The organism is Streptomyces sp. NPDC096136 (genome assembly GCF_044763325.1).
Lineage (GTDB): Bacteria > Actinomycetota > Actinomycetes > Streptomycetales > Streptomycetaceae > Streptomyces.
The window spans coordinates 1-14,750 of record NZ_JBIWFZ010000015.1; the positions used below are offsets into that span (position 1 = coordinate 1).

The 14,750-nt window shown below is 74.4% G+C and carries 15 protein-coding genes; 8 read left to right on the forward strand and 7 right to left on the reverse strand.

All coding sequences use genetic code 11. The features are described 5' to 3' along the window. Positions 1 to 352 precede the first annotated feature (352 nt). Both ACIRBY_RS26605 and ACIRBY_RS26610 read right to left on the reverse strand, forming a co-directional pair. Positions 353 to 823: a hypothetical protein gene (locus ACIRBY_RS26605; protein ID WP_403904877.1), complete on the reverse strand. Its 471-nt coding sequence runs from the start codon at positions 821 to 823 to the stop codon at positions 353 to 355. Beyond that, positions 823 to 1,212: a DUF6325 family protein gene (locus ACIRBY_RS26610; protein WP_403904880.1), complete on the reverse strand. Its 390-nt coding sequence runs from the start codon at positions 1,210 to 1,212 to the stop codon at positions 823 to 825. The genes ACIRBY_RS26605 and ACIRBY_RS26610 overlap by 1 nt, the downstream gene beginning before the upstream one ends. A gap of 110 nt (positions 1,213 to 1,322) precedes the next feature. Here ACIRBY_RS26610 and ACIRBY_RS26615 point away from each other — a divergent pair, with 110 nt between their 5' ends. Together ACIRBY_RS26615 and ACIRBY_RS26620 are read left to right on the forward strand one after the other, a co-directional pair. Beyond that, positions 1,323 to 2,723 (forward strand): FtsW/RodA/SpoVE family cell cycle protein, encoded by a 1,401-nt coding sequence (locus ACIRBY_RS26615; protein ID WP_403904886.1) that lies wholly within the window; start codon positions 1,323 to 1,325, stop codon positions 2,721 to 2,723. Continuing rightward, positions 2,720 to 4,180, forward strand: coding sequence for a penicillin-binding transpeptidase domain-containing protein (locus ACIRBY_RS26620; RefSeq protein WP_403904888.1), 1,461 nt, complete (start codon positions 2,720 to 2,722; stop codon positions 4,178 to 4,180). The genes ACIRBY_RS26615 and ACIRBY_RS26620 overlap by 4 nt, the downstream gene beginning before the upstream one ends. A gap of 194 nt (positions 4,181 to 4,374) precedes the next feature. On the opposite strand, the gene ACIRBY_RS26625 is transcribed toward ACIRBY_RS26620, so the two are convergent. Then, the gene (locus ACIRBY_RS26625) at positions 4,375 to 5,481 is read right to left on the reverse strand and encodes a ferritin-like domain-containing protein (RefSeq protein ID WP_403904890.1); all 1,107 of its coding nucleotides are present in this window, start codon (positions 5,479 to 5,481) and stop codon (positions 4,375 to 4,377) included. Between the two features lie 177 nt (positions 5,482 to 5,658). Between ACIRBY_RS26625 and ACIRBY_RS26630 the strand changes: the two genes are divergently transcribed. Genes ACIRBY_RS26630 through ACIRBY_RS26640 form a run of 3 tightly spaced genes read left to right on the forward strand, consistent with a single transcriptional unit; the run spans position 5,659 to position 7,640 of the window. Beyond that, positions 5,659 to 6,588, forward strand: a complete 930-nt coding sequence (locus ACIRBY_RS26630; RefSeq protein ID WP_403904893.1) for a diiron oxygenase — start codon at positions 5,659 to 5,661, stop codon at positions 6,586 to 6,588. A 37-nt stretch (positions 6,589 to 6,625) separates the two neighbouring features. After that, positions 6,626 to 7,354, forward strand: coding sequence for a TetR/AcrR family transcriptional regulator (locus ACIRBY_RS26635; protein WP_403904896.1), 729 nt, complete (start codon positions 6,626 to 6,628; stop codon positions 7,352 to 7,354). A gap of 10 nt (positions 7,355 to 7,364) precedes the next feature. Further along, a complete protein-coding gene (locus ACIRBY_RS26640) occupies positions 7,365 to 7,640 on the forward strand; it encodes a hypothetical protein (RefSeq protein ID WP_403904898.1) in 276 nt (91 codons plus the stop codon). Positions 7,641 to 7,729: 89 nt separating this feature from the next. Here the strand turns inward: ACIRBY_RS26640 and ACIRBY_RS26645 are convergent, their stop codons facing one another. The 3 genes from ACIRBY_RS26645 to ACIRBY_RS26655 form a co-directional block, all read right to left on the reverse strand. Beyond that, complete coding sequence (locus ACIRBY_RS26645; RefSeq protein ID WP_403904901.1) at positions 7,730 to 8,983, reverse strand: histidine kinase dimerization/phospho-acceptor domain-containing protein; 1,254 nt, start codon at positions 8,981 to 8,983, stop codon at positions 7,730 to 7,732. Next, positions 8,980 to 9,762 (reverse strand): hypothetical protein, encoded by a 783-nt coding sequence (locus tag ACIRBY_RS26650; RefSeq protein ID WP_403904903.1) that lies wholly within the window; start codon positions 9,760 to 9,762, stop codon positions 8,980 to 8,982. The genes ACIRBY_RS26645 and ACIRBY_RS26650 overlap by 4 nt, the downstream gene beginning before the upstream one ends. 134 nt (positions 9,763 to 9,896) lie before the next feature. Then, positions 9,897 to 10,499 (reverse strand): hypothetical protein, encoded by a 603-nt coding sequence (locus ACIRBY_RS26655; RefSeq protein WP_403904905.1) that lies wholly within the window; start codon positions 10,497 to 10,499, stop codon positions 9,897 to 9,899. 178 nt (positions 10,500 to 10,677) lie between these two features. Here ACIRBY_RS26655 and ACIRBY_RS26660 point away from each other — a divergent pair, with 178 nt between their 5' ends. Then, a complete protein-coding gene (locus tag ACIRBY_RS26660) occupies positions 10,678 to 11,478 on the forward strand; it encodes an NERD domain-containing protein (RefSeq protein ID WP_403904907.1) in 801 nt (266 codons plus the stop codon). A gap of 262 nt (positions 11,479 to 11,740) precedes the next feature. On the opposite strand, the gene ACIRBY_RS26665 is transcribed toward ACIRBY_RS26660, so the two are convergent. After that, a complete protein-coding gene (locus tag ACIRBY_RS26665) occupies positions 11,741 to 12,889 on the reverse strand; it encodes a Ku protein (protein WP_403904909.1) in 1,149 nt (382 codons plus the stop codon). Between the two features lie 31 nt (positions 12,890 to 12,920). Between ACIRBY_RS26665 and ligD the strand changes: the two genes are divergently transcribed. Continuing rightward, positions 12,921 to 13,817, forward strand: a complete 897-nt coding sequence (gene ligD / locus ACIRBY_RS26670; protein ID WP_403904912.1) for a non-homologous end-joining DNA ligase — start codon at positions 12,921 to 12,923, stop codon at positions 13,815 to 13,817. Then, the gene (locus tag ACIRBY_RS26675; protein WP_403904914.1) at positions 13,814 to 14,719 is read left to right on the forward strand and encodes an ATP-dependent DNA ligase; all 906 of its coding nucleotides are present in this window, start codon (positions 13,814 to 13,816) and stop codon (positions 14,717 to 14,719) included. Before ligD ends, ACIRBY_RS26675 begins: the two co-directional genes overlap by 4 nt. Positions 14,720 to 14,750: the final 31 nt, after the last annotated feature.

Consider the following 14,750-nt stretch of genomic DNA (forward strand, 5'->3'; position numbering starts at 1 on the left):
ATCTGACGCGTGGGGGCGGCCCCGGTTCCCATGGGATGTCGGCCCGGATGGGCGGTCTGCCGGCCCCCGACGACCCCGCCTCATCGCTGCTCCCGCCGCGTGTCCGACTCTGGACCGTCCCGTTCCTTTGGGGGGTTCCCGGCAGTCTTCGGCTTTTCGTGGCGGGGCGGTCTGTCAAGGGTCGCCGTAGGCGATCGCGTAGCGACGCGACGAAGGAGCGCCCTTGACAGGCCGTCACGACGCGGAAGGACGATGAGACTGGCGGGAACCCCCCAACCCTCTCTGAGACCGCCCAGCCGGGACCCCGCCCCCACCGACCCCGCCCAGCTTCACCCACCCCGCCCCCGCCCCCTCACCCCTCCAGCAGTCGCGCCTTGAACCGGCTGAACTCCTCCGGGGTCAGGAGCCCTTCCCGGGCGAGGTCGGCCAGTTGGTTGAGCTCCGGGACCAGGGTTGCGTGTGCGGGCGGCGTCGGCTGGGGCGTCCCGGGCGGGGTGGTCGGCCAGGGGCTCGGGCGGGCCATCGCGTCGGCCTCGTCCGCCGCTTCCGCCCGCCCCTCCATCCCGGCGGCCCCCGCGGCCTCCGCCAGGGCCTCGGCCTCGTCCTCCGCGAACGCGTCGGCAAGGGAGTCACCCGCACCGGCCCCCACACCGGAACCCACGGGCTCCTCCTCCCCCTCCCGCCCCACCTCCCGCTCCCCCTCGCCCACGTCCTGGTTCCACTCCGCCGCCCCCGCCGCCCGCCGCAGCAGGCCCCGCAGCAGGGGGTGGCCCGCAGGCCGGGTCGCCGCCGTCACCGTCACGTTCACCGGCCGGATGAACATCAGGCCACCTCCACCCGCTCCGCCGGGATCCGGACCGAGCCCACGATCCGCCCGCCCGCCGCCCGTACGGCGAGGGCCGCGTCCTGCGCCCAGACGTGCTCGACGACCAGCAGCAGCGCGCAGCTGCCCCGGTCCAGGAGCTCCGCCGCCTCGCGCACGTCCTCCGGGCCGATCAGCCGGGCCACGTCGCGGCCCGCCAGGAGGCCGCGCAGCTCCACGAACTCGTCGAACTCCGCCGCCATGACCTCCCCCGAGGCCGTCTTCGTCGTGACGAGGCCGTCGATCAGGCGCACCACCCCGGTCTTGCGCAGCCCCGTCACGGCCTCGACCGCCGGGACCCGGAGCTGTTCCTCCGGGAAGGCGAGGACGATGAATTCCACAGGTCCCATAAGGCTCGGCTCCGGCTCCTGCTCGTGGCGATTCCGACCGTTTCTGACGACTCTTCGGCAGACTATGGCATAACCGGACATAGGGGTGGTTGGCTTGCTACGTTTCCCGTATGCCCCCGCCAGCCCTGACGGCGAAGGTGACGGAGCCCGAGCCCGCTCCGCCCCCTCTCCCCGGCGCCCGCACCCCCAAGCGCCGGGGCATCGAGCTGATGCTCCTCGCCGGAGCCGTCCTGATCTCCGTGCTGGGCTACGCGTACGTCGGCCTCGCCGGCCGGGTCTCGACCTCCACCACCCACTACGCCGCCGGCCTCGCCGTGGCCGCGCTGGTCGCGCACCTCGCCGTACGCCTCCGGGCCCCGTACGCCGACCCTGTCCTCCTGCCCATCGCCGTCCTGCTCAACGGCCTCGGTCTCGTGCTCATCGAGCGGCTCGACCTCGCCACCCCGGGCGAGGCCGGCGCGGGGGACCAGCTGCGCTGGTCGGGGCTCGGCGTGGGGCTGTTCGCCCTGGTCGTCGCCGGGCTGCGCGACCACCGGGCGCTCCAGCGGTACGCCTACCTCTCCGTCACCGCCGCCCTCGCGCTGATGCTCGTCCCCGTCTTCTTCCCGGCCGTCAACGGCGCCCACATCTGGATCCGCTTCGCCGGGCTCTCCTTCCAGCCGGGGGAGTTCGCCAAGATCCTGCTGGCCGTCTTCTTCGCCGCCTACCTCGCCGCCAACCGCACCGCCCTGGCCCTCACCGGCCGACGGCTCTTCTGGAGGCTCCGGCTCCTGCCCGGCCGGGTCCTCGGGCCGATCCTCACGATCTGGCTGCTCAGCGTGGGCGTCCTCGTCCTGGAGCGGGACCTCGGCACCTCGCTCCTCTTCTTCGGCCTCTTCGTCATCATGCTGTTCACCGCCACCGGCCGGATCGGCTGGATCGCCGTCGGGCTGCTCCTCGCCGCGCTCGGCGCGTACGCCGTCGGCACCCTCGAACCGCACGTCCACAGCCGCGTCCAGGACTGGATGAATCCTTTCGCCTCCATCGACCGCGGCGAGGGGCCCGGCCAGCTGGCCCAGTCCCTCTTCGCCTTCGCCGCCGGCGGCCTCCTCGGCGCCGGCATCGGCCACGGCCAGTCCTTCCTCATCGGTTTCGCCGCCAAATCGGACTTCGTCCTCGCCACCGCCGGCGAGGAGCTGGGCCTCGTCGGCCTGACCGCCCTCCTGCTCCTCTACGGACTCCTCGTCTCCCGCGGCTTCCGTGCCGGGCTCGCCCTCCGCGACCCCTTCGGGCGGCTCCTCGCCACCGGGCTCGCCTCGATCGTCGCCCTCCAGGTCTTCGTCATCGCGGGCGGTGTCACCGGCCTGATCCCGCTCACCGGCATGGCCATGCCCTTCCTGGCCCAGGGCGGATCCTCCGTCGTCACCAACTGGATCATCGTCGCCCTGCTGGTCAGGCTCAGCGACAGCGCCCGCGGCGGCGGGGTGACCGGGCCGGCCGGGGCGACCGGGGTCGCAGGAGGTCCGGGATGATCCGCTACATCCGCTGGTGCGCGTACTTCTGCGTGCTCCTCCTCGCCGCGCTCCTCGTCAACGTGGCCCGCGTGCAGGTCTGGGAGTCCGCCGCCTACGGTGCGAACCCGGCCAACAAACGCCCCGCCATCGCGCGCTACGCCCAGCCGCGCGGCAACCTCCTCGTCGACGGCCGGCCCGTCACCGGCTCCCGCGACAGCGGCCAGCTGCTGCGCTACGAGCGGACCTACACCGACGGCCCGCTCTACGCGCCCGCCACCGGCTTCTCCTCCCAGACGTACGGGACCAGCTTCGCCGAGCGGGCCGAGGACGCCGTCCTGGCCGGCACCGATCCGGGGCTCTCCGCCTTCCCCCTCTGGTACGACCTCTCGCGCGGCCGCCCCGCCGGCGGCGACGCCGCGACCACCCTGCGCGCGGACGTGCAGCGGGCCGCGTACCGGGGGCTCGGCGGCAAGCGCGGCGCGGCGGTCGCGCTGGAGCCGGCGACCGGCCGGATCCTGGCGCTGGTGAGCAGCCCCTCCTACGACCCGGGCCTGCTCTCCGGCACCGGTGCGGCGGTCAAGGCGGCCTGGGCGCGGCTGAACGCGGACCCCGCCAGGCCGATGCTCAACCGGGCGCTGCGCGAGACGTATCCGCCGGGCTCCACCTTCAAGATCGTGACGGCGGCCGCGGCCCTGGACGCGGGCGTGGTCGACGACGTGGACGCCCCCACCCGCACCCCGGACCCGTACCCGCTGCCCGGCACGAGCACCCTGCTGCCGAACGCCGGCACGGGCTGCGAGGACGCCTCGATGGCGGAGGCGGTGCAGTGGTCCTGCAACACCGTGATGGCCGGGATCGGGGTGCGGGTGGGCCTCAGGGGCATGGTCGAGGCGGCGGAGCGGTTCGGGTTCAACGACGAGGAGCTGCGGGTGCCGTCCTGGGTGTCCCGGTCGAACTTCGACACCGACATGAGCCCGGACCAGCTGGCGCTGTCCTCGATCGGGCAGTTCAACACCAGGGCCACGCCGCTGCAGATGGCGATGGTGGCGGCGGCGGTGGCCAACGGCGGCGAGATCGAGACGCCCTATCTGGTGGACCGTACGACCCGTCAGGGCGGTGGCCCGGTCCGGCGCTCCGGACCGCGCACCCTGGGCCGCGCCATGAGCCCGCCGACGGCGCTGCGGATGCAGGAGCTGATGGTGAAGGTGGTGGAGGAGGGCACCGGGCGCAACGCGGCGATCCCGGGCGCCCGGGTCGGCGGCAAGACCGGTACGGCCCAGCACGGGCTGGGCAACGCCGGCACGCCCTACGCGTGGTTCATCGGCTGGGCCAAGGCCGGGGAGGCGCCGGTGCCGGCGGTCGCGGTGGCGGTGGTGGTCGAGGACGCCTCGGCGGTCCGCGGTGACATCAGCGGCAACGGCGCGGCGGCCCCGATCGCCCGCGCGATGATGCAGGCCTCCCTGTCCGGCCACTGACCGGCGACGCCTCGGCCGGGGCCCGCACGCCGGGCAGGCCCCCGGTCTCGGCCTCAGGCCCGCACGCCAGGCCGGCCCCCGGGTCCGTCTGCCAGGCCGGCCCTCGGGCCCGCCCCCAGGCAGGCCCCCGGTCTCGGCCCCAGGCCCCCCGGGCTCGGCCGCCCGGGTCTCGGCCCGCCCGAGGCTCCGCCGGCCTAGGCTTGCGCGCCCTCCTCGATGGCCGCCTCCACCTCCGCCACCCGGTCCCGCTCCTCGGCCGCGAAGCGTTCCCGGTCGAGGGCCTCGGCGATCTCCTCGTCCTGGGTCATCAACAGGTCGAGGTTGGAGTCGCCCATCTCGAAGACGCCCATGTCCAGGTACGCCTTCTGCAGCCGCTCGCCCCACAGCCCGATGTCCTTCACGCACGGCACGATCCGGCTGAACAGCAGCCTGCGGAACAGGTGCAGGAACTCCGACTGCTCGGAGAACTCCTCCGCCTCCCGCCGCGGGATACCGAAGTTCTCCAGCACCTCCACCCCGCGCAGCCGGTCGCGCATCAGGTGGCAGCCCTCGATGACGAACTCCTCGCGCTCGCGCCGCTCGGCGTCCGTCAGCTGCCGGTAGTAGTCGCGCAGGGCCATCCGTCCGAAGGCCACGTGCCGGGCCTCGTCCTGCATCACGTACGCGAGGATCTGCCGGGGCAGCGGCTTGTCCGTCGTGTCGCGGATCATCCCGAACGCGGCCAGCGCCAGCCCCTCGATGAGCACCTGCATGCCCAGGTACGGCATGTCCCAGCGGGAGTCGCGCAGGGTGTCGCCCAGCAGCCCCTGGAGGCTGTCGTTGATCGGGTAGAGCATCCCGACCTTCTCGTGCAGGAAGCGCCCGAAGACCTCGGCGTGCCGGGCCTCGTCCATGGTCTGGGTGGCGGAGTAGAACTTGGCGTCCAGGTCCGGCACGGACTCCACGATGCGTGCCGCGCACACCATCGCGCCCTGCTCGCCGTGCAGGAACTGGCTGAAGTTCCAGGCGCCGTAGTGCCGGCGCAGCTCGCCCTTGTCCCGTTCGGTCAGCTTGGCCCAGTGCCGGGTGCCGTAGAGGGTCAGGACCTCGTCGGGGGTGCCCAGCGGGTCGTACGGGTCGACCTCGATGTCCCAGTCGATGCGCTTGGCGCCGTCCCACTGCTTGTCCTTGCCCTTCTGGTAGAGCGCGAGGAGGCGTTCGCGGCCCTCGTCGTACTCCCAGCTGAAGCGGGCCGAGCCGCCGGCGGGCACCTGCCAGACGCCCTCGCCCGGGGCCGTGGTGTAGAGCTCGTGCGTCGACACTGACGCCTCCTCGTCTCACGTACTGCCGTACTGCCGTACAGGACTGGACGGTTGGCAGCGTCACACGTTGGTAGACACGGGGTCAACAAGTCGTGCGCGAGGGATTGACGACCTTGCTGACAAGCAGTCTTATAAGACGTGACCGTTGGTAACCCGACTGCCGAGGGGCCCGAAGCCATGACGACCGTGACGGAGCGAGCCGCGCTGAGGGACGCCCTCGGCCTCCTCAAGGACCGCGAGCAGATCGCCGAGCGCCTGCTCGAATCCTCCGCGAAGCACTCCTTCGACCCCGACGAGGAGCTCGACTGGGAGGCCCCTCCCGTCGACGGGAAGTACTACTGGCCGCCCGAGCTGCTCTCCCTCTACGACACCCCGCTGTGGAAGAAGATGGGGGAGGAGCAGCGCATCGAACTCTCCCGCCACGAAGCGGCCGCCCTCGCCTCGCTCGGCATCTGGTTCGAGATCATCCTCATGCAGCTGCTGGTCCGGCACATCTACGACAAGTCGCTGACCAGCAACCACGTCCGCTACGCGCTCACCGAGATCGCCGACGAGTGCCGCCACTCGATGATGTTCGCCCGCATGATCCGGACGGGCGGCGCCCCCGCCTACCCGGTCTCCCGCGCCAACCACAACCTCGCCCGGATCCTGAAGACGGTCTCCACCACCCCCGGTTCCTTCGCCTGCACCCTGCTCGGCGAGGAGATCCTCGACTGGATGCAGCGCCTGACCTTCCCGGACGAGCGCATCCAGCCCCTCGTGCGCGGAGTGACCCGCATCCACGTCATCGAGGAGGCCCGGCACGTCCGCTACGCCCGCGAGGAGCTGCGCCGCCAGATGCTGACCGCCCCGCGCTGGGAGCGCGAACTCACCCGGCTCAGCTGCGGCGAGGCCGCCCGCGTCTTCTCCCTCGCCTTCGTCAACCCGGCCGTCTACGACAACGTCGGCCTCGACCGGCGCGAGGCCGTCGCCCAGGTCAAGGCCAGCGGCCACCGCCGCGAGGTCATGCAGACCGGAGCCAAGCGGCTCACCGACTTCCTCGACGACATCGGCGTCCTGCGCGGCGCCGGACGCCGCCTCTGGAAGAGCTCCGGCCTCCTCCCGTAAGCCCCCGCGAGCCGCACCGTACGTCTACGCTGCGGACATGACCGTACGCACCGTACGTGCCTACCGCAGGCTGAGCGTCGAGGAGCGGCGGGCCCAACTCCTCGACGCGGCCCTGTCGCTGTTCGCGCACCGGGCCCCGGAGGAGGTCTCCCTCGACGACGTCGCGGAGGCCGCGGGGGTCTCGCGGCCGCTGGTCTACCGCTACTTCCCCGGCGGCAAGCAGCAGCTGTACGAGGCCGCCCTGCGCTCGGCGGCCGACGTCCTCGAACTCTGCTTCGCCGAACCCCAGACCGGGCCGCTCACCGCACGGCTCTCCCGGGTCCTCGACCGCTACCTGGCCTTCGTCGACGGACACGACGCCGGCTTCGCCGCCCTCCTCCAGGGCGGCAGCGTCGTGGAGACCTCGCGCACCACCGCCACGGTGGACGGCATCCGCCGCGCGGCCGCCGAGCAGATCCTCCTCCACCTGGAGCTGCCCGCCCCGGGCCCCGGACCCCGGCTGCGGATGATGGTCCGCACCTGGATCACGGCGGTCGAGGCGGCCTCCCTGATCTGGCTCGACGAGGGCAAGCAGCCGGAGGCCGCCACCCTCCGGGACTGGCTGGTCGACCAGTTCATCGCCCTCCTGACGGCCACCGCCGCCACCGACCCCGAAACGGCCTCCGCCGCCCGCGCGGCCCTCGCCCTGGAACGCGCGGACGGCCCCGCGGGCCTCCTCGCGCGGCGCGTGATCCCCGTGGTCTCCGACGCGGCCCACCTGCTGTGACACTGGTGGGGTGAGAAGCGAACCGACCCCCTTCGAGGGCGGCCCGATGGACGGCCGGGTCCTCCCGATCCTCCTCGGCCCGACGGGACACCCGCCGAAGTGGTACGAGATCCCCGTCCCGGCGGCGGACGGCGGACCGCCGACGGTCCTGCTGTACCAGCGGGTGCCGTCGGGGTACACGAAGCGGCTGGGGCTCCAGAAGGGGTGGAAGTACGCGTTCTGCCCGACGGGCGAGAAGCCGAAGCTCCGCTGGCCGTGGACGAAGCCCCCGCGACACGACGCCTGACCGGCGGGGCCGGGCCGCGGCGGGCCCCGTCCCGCCGGGGTGCGGGTGAGCGGTCGGCGCCCGGTCCCTCGCGGGGTACGGGCGCGTCCCTACGACGCCGGCGGCGCCGGCGGCTCCGGCAGGGTCAGCACCGCCAGGGCCCCGCCGCCCGCCGCCGCGCGGAAGTCCAGCCGGGCGCCGATCGCCTCGGCCTGGCCTACCGCGATGGTCAGCCCGAGCCCGTGCCCCCCGCCCCCGCTCCGGAACCGCTGCGGCCCCCCGTCCAGCAGGTACTGCGGGTACCCGCCCCCGTGGTCCCGTACGGTCACCACCGGGCCGTTCACCGTCACCACCACCGGACCCCGCCCGTGCTTGTGGGCGTTCGCGACCAGGTTCCCCAGCACCCGCTCCAGCCGCCGCCGGTCCGTCTCCACGTGCGCGTCCCGGACGACGACCACCTCCGTGTCCGTCCCCGAGGCCCGCACCACCCTCCGCGCCAGCCGTGCCAGCTGGTGCAGATCGGTCTCCACCCGCTCGCTCCCGGAGTCCAGCCGCGAGATCTCCAGCAGGTCCTCGGTCAGCTGCCGCATCGTGCGCACCCGCTCCCGCACCAGCTCCGTCGGCCGTCCCTCCGGGAGCAGCTCCGACGCCGCCTGCAGACCGGTCAGCGGGGTGCGCAGCTCGTGCGCCACGTCGGCCGTGAACCGCTGCTCGCTCAGCAGCTTCCGCTGGAGGGACCCCGCCATCCTGTCGAGCGCCCCCGCCACCGTCGACACCTCGTCCGGGTGCCGTGAGGGATCCTCCGCGCGCGGGTCGCCGACCCGCGCGTCCAGGTCGCCCCGGGTGATGCGCCGCGCGACCGTCGCCGTCTGGTGCAGCCGCCGCGTCACCCGCGTCACCGCGAAGGCCCCGACCAGCAGCGTCCCCCCGAGGGCCAGCACCGAGGAGCCGATGATCGCGTTGTCCAGCCCCGTGATCGTCCCCGCGCTCTGCCCGTAGTCGACGGAGGTGGCCAGCGCCCGCCCGTCGGCCGGGGCCGCCGCCCACATCACCGGCCGTCCCTGCCGGTCCTCCGCCACGACCGTCCCGCGCTGCCCGCTCACCGCCAGCGCCCGCAGCGGCCCCGGCAGCCCCTGCGGGTCGATGCCCGACTCGGGCGGCAGGGCCTCGCCGGCCTCGTAGGCGAGCGAGGCCTCGTGCAGCTTGCCCAGGGCCTCGTCCCGGGCCGTGGCGACGGTCTGCCGGGTCACCTGGACGTGCACGAGCACGCCCAGCACCACGGCCAGCGAGCAGCACATCACCACGATGAAGCACGCCGACTTCCAGGTCAGCGTCGCCGTCCAGGCGGGCAGCAGCCGTCTCACGGCGCACCCGCGGAGGGGCCCGTGGAGGGGCCCGTGGAGGGGCCGGCCGCCCCCGCCGGCACCCGTACGATCTGCTCCCGCGCCGGCAGCATCGTCCGCTGCTTCGCGTCCCAGGACCAGGCGGTGATCAGCTCGTACCCGGAGTTGCCGCTCGGCACCCGCAGGACCACGTCCCGCCCGGCCAGCTCCACGCCGATCACGGTCTGGGTCGTCGCCATGATCCGGTTCAGCCGGCCGTCCGGATCGGCCGTGTACACCCGTACGGACATCATCCGGTCGGGGAACTCGATCCCGACCACCACCTCGTCCTTGCCGTTCCCGGTCAGGTCCCGGTAGTACGGCGCCAGCACGGGACACGCCCCCGGGGCCCGCCCCTCCCGTCCGCACGCGCGGATCGCCGCGGCGGTCTCCGGGGGCATCCCGTCCGGCCCGACGGAGAGGTCGGGATGTGCCCGCAGCTCGGCCTGCACCAGGGCCACCGGGTCGACGGAGTGCACGTCCTGGCCGGTGACCCGCGGCAGGCCCGGCACGTACTGCGGCGGCGCACCCCCGGGATCGGCGGGCGGTACCTCCGCGCCCTTGCGCTCCGGCCACAGGTCGACGGGCCCGCTCACCGTCGGGGTCGGCCCCGCGGAGACGAGCCCGCCCGTGTTCCCGCACCCGGCGGCCGACGGCAGCAGGGCCAGCAGGACGACCAGCCCGGCACCCGCACCCGTACGTGACCGCGCATCCGGACCTGCAGGCGGATGCGGATGCGCACGCACACGGGAGCGGGGCATGCGCACGGCGCGGGTCCTCCTCTCCGGGGTGGATCAGGCAGTCGTCGGGGACGTCGTCCCGACCACCTTATGCGGAGATAAGCCCGATTTAGGATTTTCGGTCATCGGGGGAAGCCGTCCTCCCGCCCCGGGGCTCAGCCGTCCGTACGGCCCCGGCGCAGCATCGCGAAGCCCAGACCGGCCGCCCCCACGGCCGCGATCCCGCCGCCCGCCGCGAGCAGCAGCACCCCGCCGCCCGGACCGTCGGCCAGGGTGTTCAGCCGCAGCGCCTCGGCGGTGCCGAGGGTGTGGCGGGTCTCGGCGACGGCCGGCACCACGTGCCCGGTGCCCCGGCGGGTCGCCGTCTTGTGCCCGTCTCCGGCCACCGTGTGCGAGCCGTCCTGCGCGAGGGTCTCGCCGACCCAGGAGGAGAGCCTCCCGTCCGGCCGCAGCGCGGCGTGCAGCTCGCCGGACCCGCCCACGCCAGTGGTCCCGTCCCGGCTGGTCAGCGTCGCCACCGTGGCGCCCGAGCGCAGGATCTCCGCCTGGTACGCGTCCTTCGCGAGGCGGTACACGTTCGCGGTCGAGCGGCCGTCCGCGAGGGCGAGGCTGCCGACCAGGGTCCGCGGCGCGCCGGCGGCGGACGCGGCGGGGACCCCGTCGGCGAGCGCGGCGGCGGTGGGCAGCGCCAGCAGGCCCGCGGCGCATGCGGTCACGGCGGTGGCGCGAACGATGGTGCGGCGGCTGACGGTGTTCACGGGAGTCCTTCGGTGCGGTCGGGTGCCGGTGGGTGCGGCACCAACGTAGGCGCGGGCTGTTGCGGTAGAGCGCTGACCTTGTAACAGGAAGGCAGCAGCGAGCCGACGGAGCTGTTACATGTTCGAGGGATTGCCGAGTGCGGCGGCGCCTGCTCACATGGACGCGGGGGTGAGGCCGATGCACGGACTCAAGGTCCTTCCGGGCGGCCGGCCCGGCCGGCTCTACGTCAGCCTGCCCGACGGCCGGACGGTGGCCTGGTACGACCGCCGGACCAAGCGGGTCAGCATCCTGGCGGACGACCGGCGCGAGGCCGTTCTGGCGGCGCTGCGCCCCTACTTGAGCGGGGACTGGACCATCGGGCCGCCCCCCGTCCCCACCCCGGCCGAACTCCGCCGCCTGTACCTCCCGCCGGACCGCGACCTGGCCCCGAACCGCCCCGGCGAGACGCTGCTCGGCGAACTCGCGTACGGCGCACCGGGAGGCGGCCGCACCCGGCACCGCATGCGCCGTCAACTCCTGGCCCTCCAGCGGACGGGCGCGGAGCTCGACCTCCTCGAAGCCACCGACTGGCGGGCCGTCCACGACGTCCCCCTGCCGGGCCTCGGACTCCTGGACCACCTGCTCATCGGCCCGCCGGGCGTCTTCGCCCTGCGCACGGTGCCGGGCCGCCGCCAGCGCGCCCAGGTGGGCGACCTCCTGCTGACCGTGGGCCGCGCCGCCCCCGGCCCGGACCCCCGCTGGATCCGCCGCGCGGCGGCCCGCGCCGCCCGCGCCCTGGCGTCCCCGGTCACCCCGGCCCTGACCCTCGCGGACGCCTCCCGGGTGGACGTGGCCCCCACCCTCCGCGACGTCCTGGTCCTCCAGCCCCCCACCCTGACGGCCACCCTCCGCGCGATCCCCCCGACCCTCAAACCACCGGACGTGGAGGCCCTGTTCACCCTGGCCCGCACCAGGACGACCTGGACACCCGAGCCGTAGCCCACCCGCCCACCCCGACGGACCGGAACCGGGACGCCGTCCGCCCCGCCCCCGCCGTCCGCCCCGCGCCCGTCCGCCCCGCGCCCGCCGTCCGCCCGCCCCTCCGGTCAGGCCGGCCCCGGCCCCGCGCCCGCCGTCCGCCCGCCCCTCCGGTCAGGCCGGCCCCGGCCCCGCGCCCGCCGTCCGCCCGCCCCTCCGGTCAGGCCGGCCCCGGCCCCGCGCCCGCCGTCCGCCCCGCACCCGCCTCCGCCCGCCCGTCCCGTCAGGCCGAACTCCGCTTCCGAGGCGCGGCCTTCTTCGCCGTTCCCGCATCCGCCCCCGCCCCCGCGGCGCTCTTCCGCGCGGCAGCCGTGGACTTCGTGGACGTGGACTTGGCGGGCGCGGATTTCGTGGACGTGGACTTCGTACCGGAAGCCGCCTGCCGCGCTCCCGACTTGCCGGCCGTCGCCTTCGAAGTCGACTTCGCCGTGGTCTTCTTCGCGGCCCCGGCACTCTTCCGGGCCCCCGCCGCGGTCGACTTCTTCCCGCCCACCGCCTTCGGCGCGGAGGCCGCCGGGGCCGCCTTCCGCCGGATCGGCGTCACCTCGGCCTCCCCGTTCCCGCCCCCGCTGCCGCCGTCCCCCGAACCCCCGCCCCGCGAGGCCCGGGCAGCCCGCACGCTGCTCTCCAGCGCCGCCATCAGGTCGATCACCTGCCCGCCGGACGGTTCGACCACCGCCTCCGACGGCTCGAACGCGCCTCCCGCCTTCGCCGCGATCATCGACTCGACGGCCTCCTGGTACTCGTCGTGCAGCGAGGAGATCTCGACCTCCCCCAGGGTTGCCATCAACGCGTCCGCCAGGTCCAGCTCGGCGTCCCGCACCGAGACCGACGCCTCCGGCGCCACCCCCTCTGGCGCCCGGATCTCGTCGGGCCACAGCAGCCCGTGCATGGCGATGACGTCGTCGACGACGCGCAGCATCCCCAACCGCTCCCGCCCCCGCAGCGCGAACTTGGCGATGGCCACCTTCCGGCTCCGCTTCAGCGCCTCCCGCAGCAGCGTGTACGGCTTCGCCGCGGTGGCCCCGTTCGCCGCCAGGTAGTAGGCGGAGTCCATCTGCAGCGGATCGATCTGATCGGCCGGCACGAAGGAGACGATCTCGATCGTCTTCGCCGAGGCGATCGGCAGCCGCGCCAGGTCCTCGTCCGTGATCGGCACGATCGACCCGTCCGCCTCCTCGTACCCCTTCCCGATCTCGTCCGACGACACCTCCTCGCCGTCCAGCTCGCACACCTTGCGGTAGCGCACGCGCCCGCCGTCCGTCACGTGGATCTGGCGGAAGGAGATGGAGTGGCTCTCGGTGGCGTTCACGAGCTTGATCGGGATGCTGACCAGGCCGAAGGAGATCGCCCCGTTCCAAATGGATCGCACGGTTCCTCCTGATTCGTGGCAATCTCATCGTATGACGCCGATCACGTCGGTGGAGGGGCGCCGCATCGCGCTCAGCAACCTGGACAAGGTCCTGTACCCGCGGACCGGCTTCACCAAGGGCGAGGTGCTGCACTACTACGCCACCGTCGCGCCCGCCCTCCTCGCGCACCTCCACGACCGCCCGGTCTCCTTCCTCCGCTATCCGGACGGCCCGGACGGGCAGCTGTTCTTCACCAAGAACCCGCCGCCCGGCACCCCCGCATGGGTGAAGACCGCCCCCGTGCCCCGCTCCGACGACCCCGGGGCCGTACAGGTGCTCGTATCCGATCTGCCGGCCCTCATCTGGGCCGCCAACCTGGTCGTCGAGTTCCACGTCCACCAGTGGCCCGCCGCCACCCCGGCCGTCGCCGACCGGCTCGTCTTCGACCTGGACCCCGGCGCCCCCGCGACCGTCGTCGAATGCTGCGCCGTCGCCCTCTGGCTGCGCGACCGCCTCGCCGCCGACGGGCTGCACGCGTACGCCAAGACCTCCGGCTCCAAGGGCCTGCACCTGTCCGTCCCGGTGGAGCCGACCCCGTCCGCGCGGGTGTCCGCGTACGCCAAGACCCTCGCCCAGGAGGCCGAGGCCGCCCTCCCCGGCGGGGTCGTGCACCGCATGGCCAAGGCCCTGCGCCCCGGCAAGGTCTTCGTCGACCACAGCCAGAACGCCGCCGCCAAGACCACCGCCGCCCCCTACACCCTGCGCGCGCGGGCCCTGCCCACCGCCTCCGCCCCCGTCTCCTGGGCGGAGGTCGAGGCCTGCCGCGACCCGTCCGACCTGGTGTTCCTCGCCGACGACGTACCGCCCCGCCTCGAACGCGACGGCGACCTCCTGGCCCCCCTGCTGGACCCCGCCCGGGCGGGCGCGCTGCCCGGGAAGCCGCGGTGACGGCGCCGGTCCGGGTGGCCCTTGCTGCCTCCGTACGCACCCTCCCGCGCGGCCCGGGCCTGGCCTACGAGCCGAAGTTCGACGGCCATCGCATGGTCATCCGCCGTGATGCCGGGGGAGTCGTCCTCCAGGCCCGCTCCGGCCGCACCGTCACCACCGCCTTCCCGGACCTCGTGGCCGCCGCGCGGCAGTTGCCGGCCGGGACCGTCCTGGACGGCGAGGTGGTCGTCTGGCACGCCGGCCGCACGGACTTCGCCCTGGTCCAGCGCCGCGCGGCGGCCACGCCGGCCCGCGCGGCCGCCCTGGCCCGGACCCTTCCGGCCTCGTACGCCGCCTTCGACGTCCTGGAGCTCGCGGGTCTCGACGTACGCGCCCACCCCTACGCACGCCGCCGCGCCCTCCTGGTCGACCTGCTCGCCCCCCTCGGGCCGCCGCTCCAGCCGGTGCCCATGACGACCGACCCGGAACTGGCCGAGACCTGGTACGCGACGCTACCCGCGAGCGGCATCGAGGGGCTGGTCGTCAAACGCCTGGACCAGCCCTACCCGTCCGGCCGCCGCGCCTGGCGCAAGCTCCGCCACACGAACGTCCGCGACGCGGCGGTGATCGGCTACACCGGCACCGCGCGCCGCCCGCTGGCGCTGGTCCTCGTCCTCCCGGGGGAGGACGAGGAGACCCCCCTGGTGTCGAGCCCCCTCCCGCCCGCCCTGCGCACGGACCTCGCTGCGGCCCTGCGCGACCGCCCCCCGGCCGCCGCGCCCGCCGGCGGCGCGGTGGCCACGGCGATCGGCGTGGGCGAAACCCCGTACACCCCACTGGACCCGCCCCTCACGGCCGAGGTGCGCCACACCTCGGCCCGCCACCCCCCGCCGCAGGTGCTCCGCCTCCGGACGGACCTCTGACCCGCGCGGAGGGCGCGGGCCAGAGGATGCG

Excerpts from the sequence above, each read along its gene's own strand:
- ACIRBY_RS26605 (WP_403904877.1), bottom strand. The coding sequence starts at position 823 with ATGTTCATCCGGCCGGTGAACGTGACGGTGACGGCGGCGACCCGGCCT.
- ACIRBY_RS26610 (WP_403904880.1), bottom strand. The coding sequence starts at position 1,212 with ATGGGACCTGTGGAATTCATCGTCCTCGCCTTCCCGGAGGAACAGCTC.
- ACIRBY_RS26615 (WP_403904886.1), top strand. The coding sequence starts at position 1,323 with ATGCCCCCGCCAGCCCTGACGGCGAAGGTGACGGAGCCCGAGCCCGCT.
- ACIRBY_RS26620 (WP_403904888.1), top strand. The coding sequence starts at position 2,720 with ATGATCCGCTACATCCGCTGGTGCGCGTACTTCTGCGTGCTCCTCCTC.
- ACIRBY_RS26630 (WP_403904893.1), top strand. The coding sequence starts at position 5,659 with ATGACGACCGTGACGGAGCGAGCCGCGCTGAGGGACGCCCTCGGCCTC.
- ACIRBY_RS26635 (WP_403904896.1), top strand. The coding sequence starts at position 6,626 with ATGACCGTACGCACCGTACGTGCCTACCGCAGGCTGAGCGTCGAGGAG.
- ACIRBY_RS26650 (WP_403904903.1), bottom strand. The coding sequence starts at position 9,762 with ATGCCCCGCTCCCGTGTGCGTGCGCATCCGCATCCGCCTGCAGGTCCG.
- ACIRBY_RS26660 (WP_403904907.1), top strand. The coding sequence starts at position 10,678 with ATGCACGGACTCAAGGTCCTTCCGGGCGGCCGGCCCGGCCGGCTCTAC.
- ligD (WP_403904912.1), top strand. The coding sequence starts at position 12,921 with ATGACGCCGATCACGTCGGTGGAGGGGCGCCGCATCGCGCTCAGCAAC.